The 20,028-nt window shown below is 47.8% G+C and carries 18 protein-coding genes and 1 other annotated feature; of the genes, 5 read left to right on the top strand and 13 right to left on the bottom strand.

Features of this window, described 5'->3' with window-relative positions; genetic code table 11:
* Positions 1-12 precede the first annotated feature (12 nt).
* On the bottom strand, positions 13-1,935 hold the full coding sequence (dnaK, locus tag RS889_RS03145; RefSeq protein ID WP_315709251.1) for a molecular chaperone DnaK: 1,923 nt from the start codon (positions 1,933-1,935) through the stop codon (positions 13-15).
* A gap of 363 nt (positions 1,936-2,298) precedes the next feature.
* Here dnaK and satP point away from each other — a divergent pair, with 363 nt between their 5' ends.
* Positions 2,299-2,877 carry an acetate uptake transporter gene (gene satP / locus RS889_RS03140; RefSeq protein ID WP_315709250.1) on the top strand — a complete coding sequence of 193 codons (579 nt, stop codon included), beginning with the start codon at positions 2,299-2,301 and terminating at the stop codon, positions 2,875-2,877.
* A gap of 63 nt (positions 2,878-2,940) precedes the next feature.
* Here the strand turns inward: satP and RS889_RS03135 are convergent, their stop codons facing one another.
* The 3 genes from RS889_RS03135 to tal all read right to left on the bottom strand — a co-directional run bounded on the left by RS889_RS03135 (position 2,941) and on the right by tal (position 6,165).
* Positions 2,941-4,269, bottom strand: a complete 1,329-nt coding sequence (locus RS889_RS03135) for an MFS transporter (protein ID WP_315709249.1) — start codon at positions 4,267-4,269, stop codon at positions 2,941-2,943.
* Between the two features lie 126 nt (positions 4,270-4,395).
* Positions 4,396-4,983 (bottom strand): molybdopterin adenylyltransferase, encoded by a 588-nt coding sequence (gene mog / locus RS889_RS03130; RefSeq protein WP_021017198.1) that lies wholly within the window; start codon positions 4,981-4,983, stop codon positions 4,396-4,398.
* Between the two features lie 228 nt (positions 4,984-5,211).
* Positions 5,212-6,165 carry a transaldolase gene (gene tal, locus RS889_RS03125; RefSeq protein WP_290180619.1) on the bottom strand — a complete coding sequence of 318 codons (954 nt, stop codon included), beginning with the start codon at positions 6,163-6,165 and terminating at the stop codon, positions 5,212-5,214.
* A gap of 317 nt (positions 6,166-6,482) precedes the next feature.
* On the opposite strand from tal, the gene yaaA reads away from it, so the two are divergent.
* A complete protein-coding gene (gene yaaA, locus RS889_RS03120; protein WP_315709248.1) occupies positions 6,483-7,256 on the top strand; it encodes a peroxide stress protein YaaA in 774 nt (257 codons plus the stop codon).
* Positions 7,257-7,332: 76 nt separating this feature from the next.
* On the opposite strand, the gene thrC is transcribed toward yaaA, so the two are convergent.
* From thrC to RS889_RS03100, 5 genes are all read right to left on the bottom strand, one after another.
* Positions 7,333-8,622, bottom strand: coding sequence for a threonine synthase (gene thrC / locus RS889_RS03115; protein WP_315709247.1), 1,290 nt, complete (start codon positions 8,620-8,622; stop codon positions 7,333-7,335).
* 3 nt (positions 8,623-8,625) lie between these two features.
* Positions 8,626-9,555 (bottom strand): homoserine kinase, encoded by a 930-nt coding sequence (thrB, locus tag RS889_RS03110; RefSeq protein ID WP_021017202.1) that lies wholly within the window; start codon positions 9,553-9,555, stop codon positions 8,626-8,628.
* 2 nt (positions 9,556-9,557) lie between these two features.
* The gene (gene thrA, locus RS889_RS03105) at positions 9,558-12,017 is read right to left on the bottom strand and encodes a bifunctional aspartate kinase/homoserine dehydrogenase I (RefSeq protein ID WP_315709246.1); all 2,460 of its coding nucleotides are present in this window, start codon (positions 12,015-12,017) and stop codon (positions 9,558-9,560) included.
* Positions 12,018-12,044: 27 nt separating this feature from the next.
* Positions 12,045-12,160 (bottom strand) — a sequence feature (Thr leader region).
* Positions 12,099-12,167 carry a thr operon leader peptide gene (thrL, locus tag RS889_RS23735; protein WP_071790906.1) on the bottom strand — a complete coding sequence of 23 codons (69 nt, stop codon included), beginning with the start codon at positions 12,165-12,167 and terminating at the stop codon, positions 12,099-12,101. It overlaps the preceding feature by 62 nt.
* A gap of 210 nt (positions 12,168-12,377) precedes the next feature.
* Complete coding sequence (locus RS889_RS03100) at positions 12,378-13,064, bottom strand: tRNA/rRNA methyltransferase (protein ID WP_315710897.1); 687 nt, start codon at positions 13,062-13,064, stop codon at positions 12,378-12,380.
* Between the two features lie 638 nt (positions 13,065-13,702).
* On the opposite strand from RS889_RS03100, the gene arcA reads away from it, so the two are divergent.
* Complete coding sequence (gene arcA / locus RS889_RS03095) at positions 13,703-14,419, top strand: two-component system response regulator ArcA (protein WP_021017205.1); 717 nt, start codon at positions 13,703-13,705, stop codon at positions 14,417-14,419.
* Between the two features lie 50 nt (positions 14,420-14,469).
* Here the strand turns inward: arcA and creA are convergent, their stop codons facing one another.
* The gene (gene creA, locus RS889_RS03090; protein ID WP_315710896.1) at positions 14,470-14,943 is read right to left on the bottom strand and encodes a protein CreA; all 474 of its coding nucleotides are present in this window, start codon (positions 14,941-14,943) and stop codon (positions 14,470-14,472) included.
* A 205-nt stretch (positions 14,944-15,148) separates the two neighbouring features.
* On the opposite strand from creA, the gene robA reads away from it, so the two are divergent.
* A complete protein-coding gene (robA, locus tag RS889_RS03085) occupies positions 15,149-16,024 on the top strand; it encodes an MDR efflux pump AcrAB transcriptional activator RobA (RefSeq protein WP_290180626.1) in 876 nt (291 codons plus the stop codon).
* Here robA and gpmB read toward each other — a convergent pair.
* Positions 16,021-16,671: a 2,3-diphosphoglycerate-dependent phosphoglycerate mutase GpmB gene (gene gpmB / locus RS889_RS03080; protein WP_315709245.1), complete on the bottom strand. Its 651-nt coding sequence runs from the start codon at positions 16,669-16,671 to the stop codon at positions 16,021-16,023. The two genes, robA and gpmB, sit on opposite strands and share 4 nt — an antisense overlap.
* Before the next feature lie 52 nt (positions 16,672-16,723).
* Here gpmB and yjjX point away from each other — a divergent pair, with 52 nt between their 5' ends.
* Complete coding sequence (gene yjjX, locus RS889_RS03075) at positions 16,724-17,263, top strand: inosine/xanthosine triphosphatase (protein ID WP_021017209.1); 540 nt, start codon at positions 16,724-16,726, stop codon at positions 17,261-17,263.
* 12 nt (positions 17,264-17,275) lie between these two features.
* Here the strand turns inward: yjjX and trpR are convergent, their stop codons facing one another.
* Positions 17,276-17,608 (bottom strand): trp operon repressor, encoded by a 333-nt coding sequence (trpR, locus tag RS889_RS03070; RefSeq protein ID WP_021017210.1) that lies wholly within the window; start codon positions 17,606-17,608, stop codon positions 17,276-17,278.
* Between the two features lie 134 nt (positions 17,609-17,742).
* A complete protein-coding gene (sltY, locus tag RS889_RS03065) occupies positions 17,743-19,671 on the bottom strand; it encodes a murein transglycosylase (RefSeq protein ID WP_315709244.1) in 1,929 nt (642 codons plus the stop codon).
* Between the last annotated feature and the right edge of the window lie 357 nt (positions 19,672-20,028).

Below are 20,028 nucleotides of genomic sequence, written 5' to 3'. Positions count from 1 at the left end.
GCTTAAGGGCGATTATTTCTTGTCTTTTACTTCTTCGAATTCAGCGTCGACAACATCGTCATCCTGATGAGCCGCATTGTCACCAGCACTTGCACTTGCGTCAGCACCAGCTTGTGCCTGCTGTTGCTGCGCCGCTTCCAACAGTTTGGTGGACGCCTCAGCCAGTGATTGAATCTTCGCTTCAATATCAGCCTTGTCTTCAGATTTCAAGGCACCTTCCAATGCCTTCAGAGCGTCATCAATCGCCGTCTTATCACTATCAGCCAGTTTATCACCAGACTCTTCCAGCTGTTTACGGGTACTGTGCAGCAGATGGTCACCCTGATTGCGCGCCTGTACCAATTCTTCGAACTTGCGATCTGATTCAGCATTGGCTTCTGCATCGCGTACCATGCTCTGGATCTCTTCTTCGTTCAAGCCAGAAGAGGCTTTAATCGTGATCTTCTGCTCACGACCGCTGTTCTTGTCTTTTGCCGAAACGTGCAGGATACCATCAGCATCAATGTCAAAAGTGACTTCAATCTGCGGTATACCACGCGGAGATGGCTGAATACCATCCAGATTAAATTGGCCCAGCGACTTGTTATCCTGAGCGCGCTTACGTTCCCCTTGCAGCACATGGATAGTCACTGCGGACTGATTGTCTTCTGCCGTTGAGAACACTTGACTGTGTTTGGTCGGGATAGTCGTGTTCTTCGCAATCAGCGCCGTCATCACACCACCCATTGTTTCGATCCCCAGAGACAATGGCGAAACATCCAGCAGCAACACGTCTTTCACATCACCAGCCAGAACGCCGCCCTGAACCGCAGCACCAATCGCTACCGCTTCGTCAGGGTTAACATCTTTACGCGGTTCTTTACCGAAGAAATCAGCCACTTTCTTCTGAACCATCGGCATACGGGTTTGGCCACCAACCAGGATCACATCCTGAATGTCAGAAACTGACAATCCAGCATCCTGCAATGCCACTTTCAATGGTTCCAGGGTTCGGGTAACCAAATTCTCGACCAGTGATTCCAACTTGGCGCGGGTTACTTTAATATTCAGATGTTTAGGACCAGAGGCATCCGCCGTAATGTACGGCAGATTAACATCGGTCTGCTGAGCAGAAGACAGCTCAATTTTCGCTTTTTCTGCTGCTTCTTTCAGACGCTGCATGGCCAGTGGATCATTACGCAGGTCAAAGCCCTGATCTTTTTTGAACTCATCGACCAGATAATTAATCATAAGGCTATCGAAGTCTTCACCACCCAGATGGGTATCACCATTGGTCGCCAACACTTCAAACGTTTTTTCACCGTCGACATCATCGATTTCAATGATGGAAATATCGAAGGTACCACCGCCTAGATCGTAAACCGCGATAGTACGGTTACCAACCTCTTTATCCAGGCCATAAGCCAGTGCTGCCGCCGTTGGTTCATTGATGATACGTTTTACTTCCAGACCAGCGATACGACCAGCATCTTTGGTTGCCTGACGCTGAGCATCGTTAAAGTATGCCGGAACGGTAATTACCGCTTCGGTGACAGCTTCCCCCAGGTAGTCTTCTGCCGTTTTTTTCATTTTCTTCAGCACTTCAGCTGAAATCTGCGGCGGAGCCATTTTCTGGTCTTTCACTTCCAGCCAGGCGTCACCGTTATCTGACGCAATAATTTTGTACGGCATGATATTGGTGTCACGCTGAACTTCTTCATCTTTAAAACGACGACCAATCAGACGCTTAATCGCAAACAGCGTATTTTTCGGGTTAGTCACCGCCTGACGTTTAGCCGGTTGGCCAACCAGAGTTTCACCGTCTTGCGTATAAGCAATGATTGAAGGGGTAGTACGATCACCTTCGCTGTTTTCCAGTACTTTAACCTGCGTACCATCCATAATCGCTACACAAGAGTTGGTTGTACCCAAGTCGATACCAATTATCTTACCCATCTAAACATCTCCACTAAAAAGTCATATTCGGTGTGGTAGTTCAACCTAACTATGCGGGCGAAATTCTGTTTTTCAACCACCCGGTATAGTCTTCTTAATCGGTCAAACCGTTTTGGATGAAGTTAAGATGGGGACAACAAATCACGCATCAAGGGTCAACGATGAAAAAAAAGTGGTCTTTTCCTTCTTTCTATCAAATTATTCTCAATTCGTGATGTTGTACGACTTCACCCCTCCCGTTATGATGCCGCGCTCACAAAAAAAAGAGAACAAACCAGATATGTTAATGAAAGGTAACGCCTCGGAAAACACCTTTGACAATCTGTTAAAACATCTTTGACAATCTGTTATTGAAGAGGATTTATGCATACAAATACACTGGCAAATCCTGGTCCGTTAGGACTGATGGGTTTTGGGATGACCACGGTTTTATTAAACCTGCATAACGCAGGCTTTTTCTCGCTATCTGCCATTATTTTAAGCACAGGAATCTTCTATGGCGGTATCGCCCAGATCCTGGCTGGTATGTTGGAGTATAAAAAAGGCAATACTTTCGGTGTAACTGCATTTACTTCTTATGGTGCATTTTGGCTAACACTGGTTGCCATCATCATGCTGCCAAAAATGGGTCTGGCAGAAACCAGTGATGCCAAATTCCTGGGTGTATTCCTTGGTCTATGGGGTGTTTTCACACTGTTTATGTTTTTTGGCACGCTGTGTGCCAATCGCGCATTACAATTTGTATTTGCCAGCCTGACATTACTATTCGCACTGTTGGCTATCGGTAATTTTACTGGTAACCATGGATTGATAATTTTTGCTGGTTACGAAGGGATTATCTGTGGGGCCAGTGCAATTTATCTCGCAATGGCTGAAGTGGTGAACGAACAAATGGGACGGACTATTCTGCCTATTGGTGCCCCCGCTTCCGGTACACACTGACAGATATTCTGACAAAGAAAAAAACAGGTCCGGTTACCGGGCCTGTTTTTTTACATATACAGGTCAAATACTGGCAGGCGAACTTACGTTATCCAGGCTCTCGACAATACTCTCATCCTCACTGCGGATATCATGTCGCAAATAAATGCCCAGCAATACTCCTACGCCCGACAATGCCAGTACATAGAATGCAGGAGCCAGCGGCGTCAATTTCATAATCAAGGTTACGAAAATAGGGGTTAATCCACCAAAAATAGCGTAAGCCACGTTATAGGAGAACGAAATCCCGGAGAAACGCACCTCCGCCGGGAATGCTTTGACCATCACATAGGGAACCGCACCAACAATACCAACGCTGAATCCAGCCAGCGCATAACTGACAAATAACAGGGTATGGTCTTTGGCCGCACTCGTGTAAAAAAACCAGCTACAGACCGCCAGTAACAGGCTACCGATAATAAATGTCCTACTGGCACCGAGACGATCAATAGTCAATCCGGCCGTAATACACCCTAATGCCAGAGCGATGGTTGCTAGGCTATTTGCCTGCAACGCCAGCGCGGGAGCTATGCCATGCAACTTCTGCAGATAGGTAGGGGACATCAGAATCACCACAACGATTCCCGCAGATAACATCCAAGTTAACAGCATGGAAACTACGACTGCCTTCCTGTGATTGACCACTACGGATTTTAACGGCAATTCGTCAGCTAGCTGTTTGTGTGCCTGCATTTCCATGAAAATGGGCGTTTCTTGTAGCCAACGGCGTAAATACATTGCCACCAGACCAAAGATCCCACCAATGAAGAAAGGAATGCGCCAACCCCCCATGATGATTTGTGTCGGTGACATCACGGTGTTCAGTACTGTCGCAATCAACGACCCTAGCAAGATGCCAAGCGTCAGTCCCGCAGTCAGTATGCCGCAGGCAATACCGATACGCGAACGGGGAACATGCTCGGAAACAAATACCCATGCCCCTGGCACTTCGCCGCCAATCGCCGCCCCTTGCAATACTCGCATTAGCAGCAATAGCAATGGCGCGGCAATCCCCGCTGACACATAAGTCGGCAACATCCCCATACCCAGAGTTGGCAGAGCCATCAGGAGGATACTTAGACTGAACATCTTCTTACGACCGACCAAATCGCCAAAGTGCGCCATGATGATCCCACCCAACGGTCTGGCCAGATAACCTGCTGCAAAAATACCAAAGGTTTGAACCTGACGCAGCCAGTCAGGTATATCTGCCGGGAAAAAGAGGTCACCAATCACGGCAGCAAAAAAGACGAAAATGATGAAATCGTAAAACTCCAGGGCTCCGCCTAATGCAGCCAGAGAAAGGGTTTTGTAGTCCTGCCGGTTTAACCGACGATGCTGTTCGTAGTGCATAAATTACCGCGCGATACCAGAGAGTCAGAGATAAAAAACAGACACAAGTGTAAACAAGAAATTACTATACCGGCAAAAATTTGATACACCAGCAAAGCTGAATCTTATGTTTGAAATTCTCTAACTTCAGTTTTTTATTTCACGAATAGCATTTTTAGGACGGAAAGCTGCTACGACATTGGGATCAGTGTCGATATATGGACCTTCCAATAATTGTATGCAGTAGGGAATACTGGCAAAAATTCCTGCGACAACCACGCGACCGGTTTCATCTTTCAGGCCGGTCAGGGTTTCACGAATCGATTTCGGCTGTCCCGGCAAATTCAGTATTAATGCCTGTTTACGGATTACCCCCACCTGACGGGACAAGATGGCTGTCGGTACAAACCGCAAGCTTATTTGACGCATTTGCTCACCAAACCCAGGCATTTCACGATCGGCAACAGCCAATGTGGCATCGGGAGTCACATCACGTCGGGCAGGCCCGGTTCCTCCGGTGGTCAGCACCAGATGGCACCCACACTCATCCACCAATTCACATAAGACTTGTTCAATCAGCGATTGCTCGTCCGGAACCAAACGGGTTTCCACTTCAAACGCGGTTGTCAGGGCGTCCGTCAGCCATTCCTGTAAAGCAGGTATCCCTTTATCTTGATAGACACCAGTGGATGCTCTGTCAGAAACCGACACCAAACCAACACGCAGCATATCCATAAACATCTCCTCTTGAGCAAAAACCTCATTTTATCAGCAGGATTATGCGTTAACTGCAAGAAATAACCACTTTCAGGACGGAAAGGCTGGTCATCAATTGTCATGGCGGCAGATATCAGTTAAGTCGAACTGTTGTTGGAAAGGTTATTAAGATACTTGATGATGCAGAATGGTATTGAAAATACAACCGACCCAGGCCGGGCCGGCTGTTTGTTGACACGCCTATTTTTACAATAGATCTGTGATCATTTTTTCCAGTTTTTCCTGGTCTATCGCAAATTTGCGAATACCTTCGGCCAATTTATCAACGGCCATAGGATCCTGATTATGCTGCCAGTAAAACGCAGACTCGCTCATTCTGGCGGGGCGGGCTTTCACTTCCCCTGTATAGGATAGTTTACGAGCAACTTCGCCCTGGCTTTCCGCCAGTTCCTTCAGTAACGCAGGCGCGATGGTCAGACGATCACAACCAGCCAGCTCGGTAATTTCACCAATATTACGGAAGCTAGCGCCCATCACCACGGTCTCATAACCATGTGATTTGTAATACTGATAAATTTCGCTGACGGAAACCACACCGGGATCTTCATGTGGCGCAAATTCTTTTTTATCACCATTGGCCTTGTACCAATCCAGAATACGTCCAACAAACGGGGAAATCAGGAATACGCCGGCTTCGGCACAAGCACGAGCCTGAGCGAAAGAGAACAGTAGAGTCAGGTTACAGTTGATTCCTTCCTTCTCTAGTTGTTCGGCAGCACGAATGCCCTGCCAGGTAGCGGCCAGCTTGATCAGGATGCGATCATTGCTGATACCTGCATCGTTATACAGTTTGATCAGATGCTTCGCCTTGGCGACGCTGGCTTCGGTGTCATAAGACAGACGAGCATCCACCTCGGTGGAAATTCGTCCTGGAATCAGCTTCAAAATTTCCAGACCGATATTAACCGCCAGCTTGTCAGTGGCATCAGTAAGTTGCTGCTCGCGTTTGCTACTTTGTACTCGCGCCCAGTCAATAGCATTATCAATCAATTTGCGATATTCAGGGATTTGTGCGGCATTCAGAATCAGGGAAGGGTTGGTAGTGGCATCCTGCGGCTGGTACAGCTTCATTGCCGCGATATCGCCAGTATCAGCCACGACCGTTGTTAGTTGGCGTAGGGAAGTCAGTTTATCCGTCATGTTGGCCTTTCTCATTGTTAGTGCATGAACTGGTGGCAAAGTGCTACTGCCAGAGCCTGATAATAACACGCGCGAAAACCGGTGCAAGTTGCCCCTTTAAAATCATACCTGCATTTTAACTGGTTATTTATACTTATAAATCATAAAGATAATTACACTATAACAGATATTGCAATAATCGAGTCAGGCTGTACAGGGACTGGTGCGCTGAATATCGGCAGTGTTATCGCTGATTACCTTACCCTCTCAGAACCATTGCCCCTTTCTTTCCGGGTTTTTGCTACAGTAGAGCCATTAGAACTGAATGGGATACGCCAATGCTAATTACTATTTCCCCTGCAAAAACACTGGACTACACCAGCGCTCTGCCAACCGAGCGTTATACCCAGCCAGCATTGCTCGATTATTCGCGGCAACTAATTGAATATTGCAGACAGCTTACCCCAGCGGACATTGCTTCCTTGATGGGGATTAGCGATAAACTGGCCGGACTAAATGCCGGGCGCTTTAATGACTGGCATCCAGACTTTACGCCGGAAAATGCCCGACAGGCACTGTTGGCATTTAAAGGCGATGTATATACCGGGATGAATGCGGAAAGTTTTAGCGATACGGATTTCGATTTTGCCCAACAACATTTACGGATATTGTCCGGGCTGTATGGTGTTTTGCGCCCACTGGATTTAATGCAGCCTTACCGGCTGGAGATGGGAATAAAACTCACTAACCGCGCTGGAAACAATCTCTATCAGTTTTGGGGGGATATCATCACCGAAAAGCTGAATCAGGCGCTGAGCGAACAGGGAGACAATATCCTGATCAATCTGGCTTCTGATGAGTATTTCAAGTCGGTAAAACCGCACAAACTAAACGCGCGCTTAATCAAACCTGTCTTTCTGGATGAAAAGAATGGCAAATTTAAAGTCATCAGTTTCTATGCCAAGAAAGCCCGTGGCCTGATGAGCCGTTTTATTATCCAGAATCAGCTGTCTCAACCAGAACAGTTGAAAGATTTCAACCTGGAGGGTTATTACTTTGAAGCCAGTGCATCCTCTGCCGATGAGTTGGTTTTTAAACGGCACGAACACTGAGTGACAACGGATAACAACCAATAACATCGGACAAAAAAGGTGACATGACGTCACCCTTTTTGAACTCATCCTTTACTTAACGTGGCAGTTCCATCAAGAATTTACGCAACGCAGCAAACTCAGGCGCAAAATGATGAGAGAGCAGCGGCAGTTCGGCTCTTTCGGCCAGTGCCTGCGGCAATTCCAGCGTTTTCCCCAGAATCGCTTCTACGCTTTCCTTGAATTTCGCCGGATGCGCCGTTCCCAGGAACAGACCAAACTCGCCGGGCTGAAGCTGATCGCGCAGCAAACGGTAAGCAATCGCCGCATGTGGCTCAGAGGTATAACCCAATGCTTCCAGCTCAAGCATGGTCGCTTTGGTGGTTTCGTCACTCACGGCACCGAAACCCAGTTCGTTGAGTTTCCAGGCTTTACGGCGGAACAATTCTTCCACACGCGACCAGTTGTTAGGCTGACTGACATCCATGGCATTGGATAAGGTCGCTACCGTCTGATTCGGTTGCCATGCGCCGTTTTCCAGGAAACGCGGCACGGTATCGTTGACATTGGTAGCAGCAATAAAGCGCTTCACTGGTAACCCAAGAGATTTCGCCAGCAATCCTGCCGTCAAATCACCAAAGTTTCCACTGGGGACTGAGATAACCAGTTGATTACGTAATGCCTGTGGCAGTTGTGCCACCGCCTCAAAGTAGTAACAGATTTGTGCTAACAATCGACTGATATTGATAGAATTTGCAGAATTCAGCCCGACAGTTTGTTTCAGCTCTTCATCATCAAATGCTTGCTTCACCAATGCCTGACAGGCATCAAAATCACTATCGACGGCGATGGTGTGAATGTTTCCCCCTAACGTGCAGAATAGTTTTTCCTGCAACGGGCTGATTTTGCCGCGCGGATAGAGGATCACCACACGCACATTTTTCAGTCCGTAAAACGCATGGGCTACCGCCGCGCCGGTATCGCCGGATGTGGCTGTCAGAATGGTAATTTGCTGATCACCTGCGACTTCTGTCAGCATTTGCGCCATAAAGCGACCACCAAAATCCTTAAACGCCAGCGTCGGACCATGGAACAGCTCCAACGCCGCAATATCTTCACTCACCGAAACCACGGGCGCAGGAAAACAGAATGCGGCTTTAACCCGTTGGTAAATGGTTTCATCAGGCATTTCATCGCCAATGAAAGCGGACAGGATACGACTGCTGCGAGTAACAAAGTCCTGAGACAGCAGATTATCAATCTCTGTCAGGTTAAATTCCGGTAGTTCCAGTGGAAAAAATAGCCCTTGCTGACTACCCAGCCCTTGCTTGATCGCCTGAGCAAAATCTACCTGTTCATTGTGATCTTTCAGATTGTACAGTTTCATGCGTTATCCCAATTGTCGCGCGCCTGTCGTATCCAGACGGCAAATATGAACAAAACCTTCTTCATTTTGCAGATAATTAATCCGCAGCCAATCAGCCAGACGCTGGGCCACGCTCATATCATTGCACACCGAGAACAGCGTCGGCCCCGAACCTGAAATACCACAAGCCAGTGCACCGATATCCTGTGCGGCATGACGAGCCTCGGCAAAGCCGGGCAACAGCTGCGTGCGATAAGGTTCCGCAATGACATCTTTCATCAGTTTAGCCGCCAATGCAGCCTGACCGGTATGGCAGGCATGGATAAATCCTGCCAGATAACGGCCGTGGCTGATGCAGTCCTGGCGACGGTATTGTGCCGGTAGAATGGCTCGCGCCTCTGCGGTAGAAACTTTAATCCCCGGATAGGCCATCACCCATAACCAATCGTCAAATCCCGGTACCGGCTGGCTGATGATGTCGTTTTCTCCAATCATCAGTTGGATGCCTCCCAAAAAACAGGGAGCGACATTGTCATAATGGACGCTACCGGAAATACGACCTTCCAGCTCCCCCATCAACGTCAGCAGCCGGGTATCATCCAACGGCTTATCACAGAATTCATTCATTGCCATCAAACCAGCCACGACAGAACAAGCGCTGGAGCCAAGCCCGGAGCCAATCGGCATGTTTTTCTCCAACCGCATGGCTACCGGGATCGTCTCACCAATCTCCTGGCAGAAACGTTCCCAACACTGATAGACAATGTTCTGTTTCGGGTCGTCAGGCAATTTACTGACAAATCGGCCCTCATTCTGCAGGCTGAACTGGTCAGCCGCCTTTACCGATACACAATCACCCAGTAGCGCGCCGTCAACTGGAGAAACCGCCGCACCGAGCACATCAAATCCAACACTCACATTACCAATGGATGCCGGGGCATAAACCCTAACCATAATTAAACTCCCACCTTCCATGACAGCGTACGCAACAGGTCAGCAAAGACCCCGGCCGCAGTCACATCATTTCCTGCTCCGTATCCGCGCAAAACCAAAGGCAGCGGCTGATAATAACGACTGTAGAATGCCAGCGCATTCTCACCGTCTTTCACCTTGAACAACGGATCATTGCCACCAACAGCACTGATTTTTACCTTACATTTCCCGTCTTCAATCATACCGACATAACGTAACACTTTTTCTTCTGCGCGAGCCTGTTCAACACGGTGGGCAAACGCGCTATCCACTTCAGGCAGACGAGCCAGAAAACTTGCCACATCGCCTGAAGCGTCAAAACTGTCAGGCAGCACCGATTCAACCTCAATATCGCTCAGTTCCAGTTCATAACCAGCTTCACGAGCCAGAATCAGCAGTTTACGAGCGACATCCATACCGGAGAGATCATCACGAGGATCCGGTTCGGTATACCCTTTCTCTTTCGCTTGCCGTGTTGCTGCAGATAATGACATGCCTTCATCCAGCTTACCGAAAATAAAGGACAGGGACCCAGAAAGAATGCCGTTAAACCGGGTCAGTTCATCCCCCGCATTTAACAGATTTTGTAGGTTTTCAATGACCGGTAAACCCGCACCGACATTAGTATCATAAAGGAATTTACGGCGAGACTGGGCGGCCGCACTACGCAGTTTATGGTAATAATGCAAAGAACCGGTGTTGGCTTTCTTGTTTGGCGTCACGACGTGAAAACCATCGGCAAGGAAGTCAGCATACTGGTCAGCAACTGCCTGACTGGATGTGCAGTCAACAATCACCGGATTCAACAGATGGTACTCCTTCACCAGTCGAATCAACGTCCCCAGATTGAAAGGCTCACGGGCTTTGTCCAAATCATCACGCCAGGAATCCATGGAAATACCATTGACATCAGTCAGCAACGCTTTGGAATTGGCAATACCACAAACACGCAGATCGATGTGTTTCTGTTTCAGCCACGACTGCTGACGGTGGATCTGCTCCAACAGCGCGCCGCCTACACCGCCTACCCCGATGACAAATACGTCGATCATTTGATCAGTATTGAACAACATCTGATGCGCCACACGCACACCTGTGGTTGCGACATCATTATTCACCACCACAGAAATGGAACGTTCTGAAGAGCCCTGAGCGATGGCAATAATATTGATATTGGCGCTAGCCAGTGCAGTGAACAGACGAGCAGACAACCCCCGCAGTGTACGCATACCATCACCCACTACAGAAATGATCGCCAGCCGCTGTACCACACCTAACGGCTCCAGCACGCCCTCTTTTAATTCCAGATAGAATTCATCTTCCAGCGTTTTACACGCCCGAGATAGCTCGTTTTGCGAAACACAGAAGCTGATACTGTATTCTGATGAAGACTGGGTAATCAGCACGACGGAGATACCCGCCCGAGACATTGCAGCAAAAACACGGGCTGCCATTCCCACCATTCCTTTCATACCCGGGCCGGAAACGTTGATCATGGCCATATTATTCAGATTGGTGATGCCTTTAACTGGGTACTGTGTGTCAGTGCTTTCCATCCCAATCAACGTACCTGGTGCCTGAGGATTCTCTGTATTTTTAATAAGACAAGGAATCTGGAACTGGGCAATAGGAATGATAGTTCGGGGATGAAGGACTTTGGCACCGAAATAGGAGAGCTCCATCGCTTCCTGGTAGGACATTGACTTCAGCAACCGCGCATCTGGCACCTGACGCGGGTCACAGGTATATACGCCGTCCACATCCGTCCAGATCTCACAGCAATCGGCACGCAAACAAGCTGCCAACACTGCGGCTGAGTAGTCGGAGCCATTGCGACCCAGCACCACCAGCTCACCTTTGTCATTACCAGCCGTGAAGCCTGCCATCAGAATAATATGATCCTGGGGGATCGCCTGCTCCTGGATACGACGGGTGGACTCAACAATATCTACGGTGGATTCCAGATAGTGTCCTTGCGCCAGCAGTTGCTCAACAGGATTAATCACTGACACCGGATACCCGCGCGCCTGAAACACCCCCTCCATGATAGCAATCGACAATTTCTCACCGCGGCAGATAATCGAGGCATTCACGCTATCCGGACACTGCCCCAGCAATGAGATACCGTGCAATATCTGTTTGAGCTGAGCAAACTCCTGATTCACCGCGGCTTTCAGGCGGTCATGCGGAAATCCCGGTTGAGCCTGGGACAGCCCTTGCAGTAATGAGGAAAAAATAGACTCTGCATCGCTGATATTCGGCAATATATCCTGTCTGGCAACGGTTTTATCAATCATGGCAACCAAATGATTGGTTATTTTGGCCGGTGCTGACAGTACGGTAGCAACCTGTCCTTGACGTGCATTGCTTTCAATAATGTCGGCAACACGCATGAAACGCTCCGCATTTGCCACCGATGTCCCGCCAAATTTCAACACTCGCATTTTTATCAGTTCTCCTGAATTTCAGCCTAAAAAAAAGCCCGCACTGTAAGGTGCGGGCTTTTTTTGATTCTTTTCTACGCGTCAGCCCGCACCGTTACTAATCGTACCGGTGGTGGTAATAATAATCGTGCTCAGGCTGATATAACGCATTGCGTAAATTTCTCGTCAGTTAAAAACTCTGTCTGCCCTATTAGTTAGGGCAATCACACTACTAAGTCAATGGATTTCTTCTGTTCCATCCCAAACCCATACAGACACGAGCGGAATAATACCCCAATAAAATAAAAAAAATAAAATTAAAACTGTTAAAACCAGAATATAAAAGAATATTAACTTATCAAATATTCAGTTAGCTTTATCTTATTTTGATAATGCTTTTTCTACATCATGCAACAAGGTATGGAGCATTGCTGTGTCACGCTGTGCCAGTAACCCCAGACGCTGATATAGCCAGTCACGCAGCTTCTCATCCTGCACTGCGTCAACGACCATCAGTAATCCGTCAATACGTTGCCGCAACGCCAGTAATTGCCCCGGCTGAGCAGGAGCAGCGCTTTCAGAGCAAACCTGCATCAATGAAGCAAGTTGATAACAGTAGACCATGACCGCCTGACCAAGATTTAATGATGGGTAATCCGCCTGCATAGGTACACCAGTTAACAGATCTACCAACGCCAGTTCATCATTGGTCAATCCCGAATCTTCACGTCCAAAAACCAATGCGGCAGAATGAACCCAGTGCTGCTTTTCATCCACAATGTCCAGCAATTCCGTCGGTGTGCAGTAATAATGGAAACGCGCTCGGCTACGGGCTGTGGTCGCTATGCTGAAATCAATATCGGTCAACGCCTCAGACAAGGTAGTAAACGTTTCGACACCATCCAGAATATCGCCTGACCCATGAGCTACCCAACGGGCTGCAGGTTCCAGATGAACGGTACTATCGACTATACGCAAACGACTGAATCCCATTGTTTTCATCGCTCTTGCAGCCGCTCCCACGTTTTCTGCCCGGGCTGGCGCTACCAAAATGATATAAAACCGCACACAACCTCCCATCTCCAATGCCAAGATCGCCGTCATACCGATTATTCGATAAAACTGCAAGCATAAACCGGGTAATAATTAACAAGGAAACAACAAGTTCAAATAAAACAACGGACAAAAATGAAATTGACTTTCATCGTAAAAATGCCAAAGGAGGCAAATATTTCAAGAAACAAGAATAAATCCTTTTTTATCAAAACAGTAAACTCAAACTGTTATTTTCTCATACCACTAATACTACTATTAGTATTTACTATGCTGAATCGTGTAGAAAAACGCTAAATTGTGACTTAGGCTGACAATCTTGTAAGTATTTTTCACAAAATAGTTAACGTGCTACAATCAAATTTGATATATGTCAACAGAACCGTAGATTTGCCAGCAGACGAAATAAGCGCTCACTGTTATGTTGCTGTTAATAAGGTTAAACTGAGCGCCGCCTTAGGTTCTGTTGCACAGTCTCATCTTCATCTGTCATGCCGATAACCTTGCAGATGAAAAAGTACATCGAAACGTATTTACGTACTTGAGTCAAATGGCAAGTGATGCAGTGAATATTGTTCCTGAATCACTCGATAAAACAAAGACTTCTGTACTCCCGAATCTCTATATTTAGTTGGCAATTTTAGGTAGCAAACATGCAGACCCCGCACATTCTTATTGTCGAAGACGAGTTGGTAACTCGTAATACCCTCAAAAGTATTTTTGAGGCCGAAGGATACATTGTTCACGAAGCCACTGACGGCGCTGAAATGCACCATATTCTGTCTGAAAACGACATAAACCTGGTGATCATGGATATCAATCTGCCGGGTAAGAATGGCTTATTGCTGGCGCGTGAATTGCGTGAACAGGCCAGTGTGGCCTTGATGTTCCTCACAGGCCGGGACAATGAAGTTGACAAGATCCTGGGCTTGGAAATCGGCGCTGACGATTACATCACCAAACCATTCAACCCACGTGAATTGACTATCCGCGCACGCAATCTGTTATCTCGCACCATGAATTTGGGTGGAGGAGCAGAAGAACGTCGTTTGGTGGAAAGCTACCGCTTCAATGGCTGGGAACTGGATATCAACAGTCGTTCTCTGGTCAGCCCGGCGGGTGAACAGTACAAACTGCCACGCAGTGAATTTCGAGCCATGCTTCACTTTTGTGAAAATCCGGGCAAAATTCAGTCTCGAGCCGAACTGCTGAAAAAGATGACGGGACGTGAGTTAAAACCACATGACCGTACAGTCGATGTCACCATCCGGCGTATCCGCAAACACTTTGAATCTACCGCCGATACACCAGAAATCATCGCGACTATTCATGGTGAGGGTTACCGTTTCTGCGGTGATCTGGAAGATTAATACTATGGGCCGGAGTCTTATCTCCGGCCCGTATTATCTTACGCTGCCCACTATTGTGTTTTACCCCACGCCACAATCGGCACTGCACTCAACGCGTTTTTCGGCGAACCGTCTACCAGACGATCAGAGTAGGTCAAATAGACTAATGCGTTACGCTTCTGATCGTAAAACCGTACCACTTGCAGTTTTTTAAAAATTAGCGAAGTACGTTGCTGAAATACCACACTACCTTTACTGTTAATAATCTTATCGCTCAACGTAATCGGTCCCACCTGTTGGCAGGAAATAGCTGCGTCAGAAGTATCTTCCGCCAACCCTAACCCGCCTTTAATACCGCCGGTTTTGGCCCGGCTGAGATAGCAGGTTACGTTATCGACGCCAGGATCATCAAACGCCTCGACGATGATCTTATGATCTGGGCCCAACAGCTTAAAAGCCGTATCTACCGAACCAATTTGTTCAGCATAAACTGATGTAGCGCTTATCATCAGCAACCCGAGACTAAAAAACTGTGTTTTATTCATCATCCTGTTTCTCTATTTAGTAACAAAAAATTATTTGCCTTTACTGGTTAAAAAGCATCATGTTAGATAAATTTCTGTAATATTGCGCGTTAGTCAAATAATCTACTCGATACCCACAAAAAACTTGTGGCAGTGCCTGAAGAAAAAAATTGCTATCATGCAAAGTCTTATATGTTTAGCACTCAGTGTTCTATGAGGATGATCTATGGATCAAGCCAGTATCATACGTGACCTGCTTAACTGGCTGGAAGGTCATTTGGACCAGCCTTTATCACTGGATAATGTAGCGGCAAAAGCAGGCTACTCAAAATGGCATTTGCAGAGGATGTTCAAGGATGTAACGGGCCATGCTATAGGTTCATATATCCGTGCTCGTCGGCTCACCAAAGCAGCAGTTGCTCTGTGTCTGACCAGTCGCCCAATTTTGGATATCGCACTGCAATATCGTTTCGATTCGCAACAGACTTTTACCCGAGCCTTCAAAAAACAGTTTGCACAAACGCCAGCATCTTATCGGCACGCTGATGACTGGGATACTTTTGGTATCCACCCACCGCTTCGGTTAGGTCCGTTTACCATGCCGCAGCCACAGTTTATCACTATGCCTGAAACCCACTTGGTAGGGGTAACGCAAAATTGTAACTGTAGTTTGGAACAGATGTGTAACTTCCGTACTGAAACCCGCGTTCATTTCTGGCGTCAGTATCTTGGTGATATAAAACCCATTCCACCAATACTGTATGGATTACATCACTCTCAACCAAGTAAAGATAAAGATGATGAACATGAAGTGCTTTATACTACGGCACTGGAGCCACAGCACGTGCCTGAAGGGATTCATCCTGGAACTCCAATTCTACTGCCAGGCGGAGACTATTCACTGTTCGTCTATGAAGGGCCGAAAGACGATTTGCAGGACTTTATTGTTACCCTGTATGACACCTGCTTGCCGACCTATAAGCTGATACGTCGCCAGGGATTTGACGTTGAGCGATTCCATCCTCAGGAAAATCAGGATGAACATTCACCTGAAATCACTAAAACCATTCGTTGTGAATATTTAATTCCAATACGGAGTTAACGTTGCAATTCATCCAGAGCCGGGGCGTCAAGATGAGAAACGTCTCCGGCAGTTTCCACAACCCAACCTGATGCCAGCCACAGACTCCGCTGGTAGTCAATACGGGACAACGAACAGTTACGCAGACGCAGGCGGCGCTCTGCCCAGGCGGGAAGCCCCAGCAAAGTACTGATCAGGCATCCTAGCGCAATACCGTGACTCACAAACAATGGACGGCTTCCATCCGGCAATGACAGACATTTATCCAGTACCCGATGTACACGAAGTGCCAGCTCAGCCATTGACTCACCCTGCGGAATGCGGCCATCCGGTGTACCATTCACCAGTTGTTTACGCCAGCTTTCCTCTTCACTGCTCAGCGAGTCGATCAAGCGCCCCTCCAGGATCCCCATGTCCAACTCACGTAAACCCGGCTCCATCAGGATCTGACTGCATCCACAGGCTTGAGCGATAATGTCAGTGGTGCGACGAGTGCGCCCCAAGTCACTGGTAAAAATATGGGTAATCCCCAAACTTTTTACACGATCCGCGACCAGACAAGCCTGATGCTCGCCTGCTGATGTCAAGATACTGTCAGACTGCCCCTGAATACGTCGTGCCACGTTCCATTCTGTTTCTCCGTGGCGAACAAGATATACCTGTAACATGATTGTTTTCCGTTATACTGCATAAAATTAACTACAAGTGTAGGGAATCATTATGTATTACGTTGTAGCGGCTACGACTAATCCGTCAAAAATCAACGCCATAACTTTAGCATTTGCTGATGTTTTTGGCGCAGATAATTGCCGCATTGAAGGTGTTGATGTCGACAGTGGTGTTCCCTATCAACCACTTGGCTCAGTAGAAACTCGTACTGGAGCCAGAAATCGGGTAATGATGGCTCGCCAAGTCCGCCCAGAAGCTGATTTTTGGATCGGCGTAGAAGCTGGTATTGAAGAAAGTATGACCTTCGCCTGGATGGTGATAGAAAACGCTCATATTCGCGGTGAATCCCGGTCAGCCAGCCTGGTATTACCAGAAAGTATTCTGCAAGGCATCCGGGAAGGCCGTGAACTGGGTGATGAAATGGCACGGCTGACCGGCATACAGGATATCAAACATCAAGGCGGCGCCATTGGCTTTTTTACCGCAGGGAAACTGTCTCGCGCCAGTGTTTACCATCAGGCACTGCTGCTGGCACTGGTACCTTTCCATAACGAACTCTATCAACAACCCGCTGCGACATCATCAATCTGACGGCGTTTGTCTTTATGCTTCATCCTCAGACAATAACTGCACTTCCAGCCAGTTTTTCAACTCTGGAGGTGCCGCTTTCAGACTGTTTGAACCACGGGTAATGGTAGCGATGCCCGCCCCCAACTCGTTTTTCAACTCCCGTTGGCTCATTTTGCCGTGCATCAGCTCCTGTACAATACGTACTCGTGTCCCCAGAGCAGCCCGCTCATCCGGAGTCAAAAGCAACTGCAACAAGGGCTGTTCAAGATTTTCAGCCACGGACTGCTGCAATAATGCAATGAAACGTAACCAATTTTTGCTATCTTGCTCAGAAAGAGCAGGATCGTTGGGAAATAACGGTGTCATAACAACCTGCCATACTATTTGACTAGTACATCAGCATACCACACTAATCAAAAAACAACAGAAGACCGCATAATGCACAACACCGGAGAGAAAGCAGCGCTAACGGCTGCTTTCTCTGTTAATGGATAGCATGATTAGTAACGACGCTGCCACTCGCTGTTTACCAGCAACTGAGTCGGACGGTGAAGAAAATTACGGTAGAAGGCATCATAGGCCAGCACATTTTTCACATAACCACGCGTTTCTGAAAACGGAATACTCTCGACAAACGCCACCGCATCAATCCGTCCATCGCTATTTTTCAGCCAGTTTTTCACCCGTGACGGACCCGCATTATAAGCAGCCGAAGCCAGGATGCGGTTCTGACCAAAGGATTGATAAACATATTCCAGATAATTGGTTCCTAACAGAATATTGATTTTTGGATCCAATAACTGACTGCTATTGTTGTAGCTGATGATGTTATACATTTTAGCCGTGTGTTGAGCAGTCGCCGGCATCAGTTGCATCAAACCTGAAGCCCCGGCTGCGGAGCGGGCCTGTGGATTCCAGGCACTTTCCTGGCGGGCAATCGCCATCGCATAACTCTGCGTGATGCCTTTACCTTGTGTGGCCTGACGGAATTCATCATTCCAGGCTAACGGGAAACGCTCTTCAAGATAATTCCACAACTTCGCAACGATCGTCGCCTGAACGCTCAAATCAGGCCAGTGCTGTTCAAATGCAAAACGGGCCAATTCTTCCTGCTGCAGACGATCGCTACTGGCAACCAGCGAAGTCCATTCAGCGCGGGCCAGATTATCCATCTGCCAAAACATCAATTCACGGATACGGGCAATTTCAGGCTGTTGGCTAATCGATGGGTCAGGTTTGGCCGCTACCATAACCGTTAGAGGATAATTCACATTCAGCTTCTGCGCGGCCACCATAGGGTAGAATCCACGCTTTTTCATCAATTCGCGTAGTTGTGCTTCACCTTCCGAACGGTGTCCCTGATCCAATAACAGTACTGCCTGCCAGTAACGCCACTCATCTTTCTGCAGGACCGAATTTGGCAGATAAGATAGCCAGAGCGCTAATCCTTTTCTGTCTCCCTCCCCTAGCGCCAGACGGACCCGACGTTCCAATAACGAAATGGAAGTACTGCGCTGAATCACCGCATCACGCCAACTCGCCTGTTCAGGCGTCACATCACTGCCCATCAGGTTCCAGGCAATATCCTCTTCCATTCCCTGCCGCTCTTCATCGCTCATCTTTTGCAGACGAACGATGGACGACAACACCGATCGTGCCTTATCTGGGTCTTGTCGGGCCATACGATGGAATGCTGACAATGTCACTTTACGGGTAAAATCCGTCGGCCCAACCGAACGGGCAAACTGCTCAACCGTAGTCGGATTGTTCAGAAGTTTCATCAGCGCATCACTCATGGTCTTATAATCTGCCGGGAGTTGCTGCAATAGATGGCTCACCAATCCAGTGTTGCCCGTCGATATCGACAGCCGTATCCGTTCCAGAATCGTCAATGGCGTCATACCACCAGATTGCTGCCAGGCAGTAAATAGTTTGTCACAAGCGGATGGCAGTGAATGTCCTGTCAGCCAGATATCCCGGGTTTGTTCCCATACCGTCTTTCCCTGACCGGTCACCCACTGTGCATACAGGTAATTGCAACGTGCAGTAACCGGTTTTGGCGATTCCGGGCTGAAGGCCAGCAACCCAGACCAATCCTGGCGGCGCGCCAGCTCATTAACAAAACTGGTTTTCAGATTACGGACCATAGGTAACGTTGGATATTTGGCGATAAACTGCCTGACCTGGTCTGCACTCAGTTGCGACATATCCTGCGTTAACAACCGGTATTCCAGATAAGGATAAAGTGGGTAGGTTTGCAGGGTTGGCATTAATTGCGCCACGGTATCCAGTCGGTTATTATCCAATGCTAGCTTCACCTGTTGATACCGCTGACGCTGCGCATCAAGCGTGTCGGCCTGCACATAATATGAAATACCCGCCAACCACAATACCGCCAGGACATATCGCCAAAAAACTGCATTAAACATGCTTACCTTGACCTCATTCGTTATCACTTCCGTAATCGATATAACGGCTGAACATCAGCATAAACGCTCACGACATCCACACTCGTAACCACAACACCCTATTTATGCTGGTTAAGTGTGGCACATCCTATCCAAGTACGATACGTCATACTGATATCAGAGCAGTGTGAAATTCTACAACATGTTGTAACAAACCAATTGGAGGAAACCTTTCCCTCCCGCTTTACAAGTACGGGACAAAATGGTGGGAATAGACATCGCATACTGAAGCAGCAAATCGCCGGATAGCTGGGATCGAACGATGAAACCAGCTAAACTCCGTCAACAGACCAAAGGCTTATTGAGATAAGTTCTGAC

This window comes from Brenneria uluponensis, from assembly GCF_032395385.1.
In the GTDB taxonomy this organism is placed as follows: domain Bacteria; phylum Pseudomonadota; class Gammaproteobacteria; order Enterobacterales; family Enterobacteriaceae; genus Prodigiosinella; species Prodigiosinella aquatilis.
Note: the sequence above shows the minus strand (reverse complement) of the source record. Positions and strands in the feature narration are given on the sequence as shown.

Bases quoted from the DNA above. Each gene is read 5' to 3' on its own strand.
- dnaK (WP_315709251.1), bottom strand. From the start codon at position 1,935: ATGGGTAAGATAATTGGTATCGACTTGGGTACAACCAACTCTTGTGTA.
- satP (WP_315709250.1), top strand. From the start codon at position 2,299: ATGCATACAAATACACTGGCAAATCCTGGTCCGTTAGGACTGATGGGT.
- RS889_RS03135 (WP_315709249.1), bottom strand. From the start codon at position 4,269: ATGCACTACGAACAGCATCGTCGGTTAAACCGGCAGGACTACAAAACC.
- mog (WP_021017198.1), bottom strand. From the start codon at position 4,983: ATGGATATGCTGCGTGTTGGTTTGGTGTCGGTTTCTGACAGAGCATCC.
- tal (WP_290180619.1), bottom strand. From the start codon at position 6,165: ATGACGGATAAACTGACTTCCCTACGCCAACTAACAACGGTCGTGGCT.
- yaaA (WP_315709248.1), top strand. From the start codon at position 6,483: ATGCTAATTACTATTTCCCCTGCAAAAACACTGGACTACACCAGCGCT.
- thrC (WP_315709247.1), bottom strand. From the start codon at position 8,622: ATGAAACTGTACAATCTGAAAGATCACAATGAACAGGTAGATTTTGCT.
- thrB (WP_021017202.1), bottom strand. From the start codon at position 9,555: ATGGTTAGGGTTTATGCCCCGGCATCCATTGGTAATGTGAGTGTTGGA.
- thrA (WP_315709246.1), bottom strand. From the start codon at position 12,017: ATGCGAGTGTTGAAATTTGGCGGGACATCGGTGGCAAATGCGGAGCGT.
- arcA (WP_021017205.1), top strand. From the start codon at position 13,703: ATGCAGACCCCGCACATTCTTATTGTCGAAGACGAGTTGGTAACTCGT.
- creA (WP_315710896.1), bottom strand. From the start codon at position 14,943: ATGAATAAAACACAGTTTTTTAGTCTCGGGTTGCTGATGATAAGCGCT.
- robA (WP_290180626.1), top strand. From the start codon at position 15,149: ATGGATCAAGCCAGTATCATACGTGACCTGCTTAACTGGCTGGAAGGT.
- gpmB (WP_315709245.1), bottom strand. From the start codon at position 16,671: ATGTTACAGGTATATCTTGTTCGCCACGGAGAAACAGAATGGAACGTG.
- yjjX (WP_021017209.1), top strand. From the start codon at position 16,724: ATGTATTACGTTGTAGCGGCTACGACTAATCCGTCAAAAATCAACGCC.
- trpR (WP_021017210.1), bottom strand. From the start codon at position 17,608: ATGACACCGTTATTTCCCAACGATCCTGCTCTTTCTGAGCAAGATAGC.
- sltY (WP_315709244.1), bottom strand. From the start codon at position 19,671: ATGTTTAATGCAGTTTTTTGGCGATATGTCCTGGCGGTATTGTGGTTG.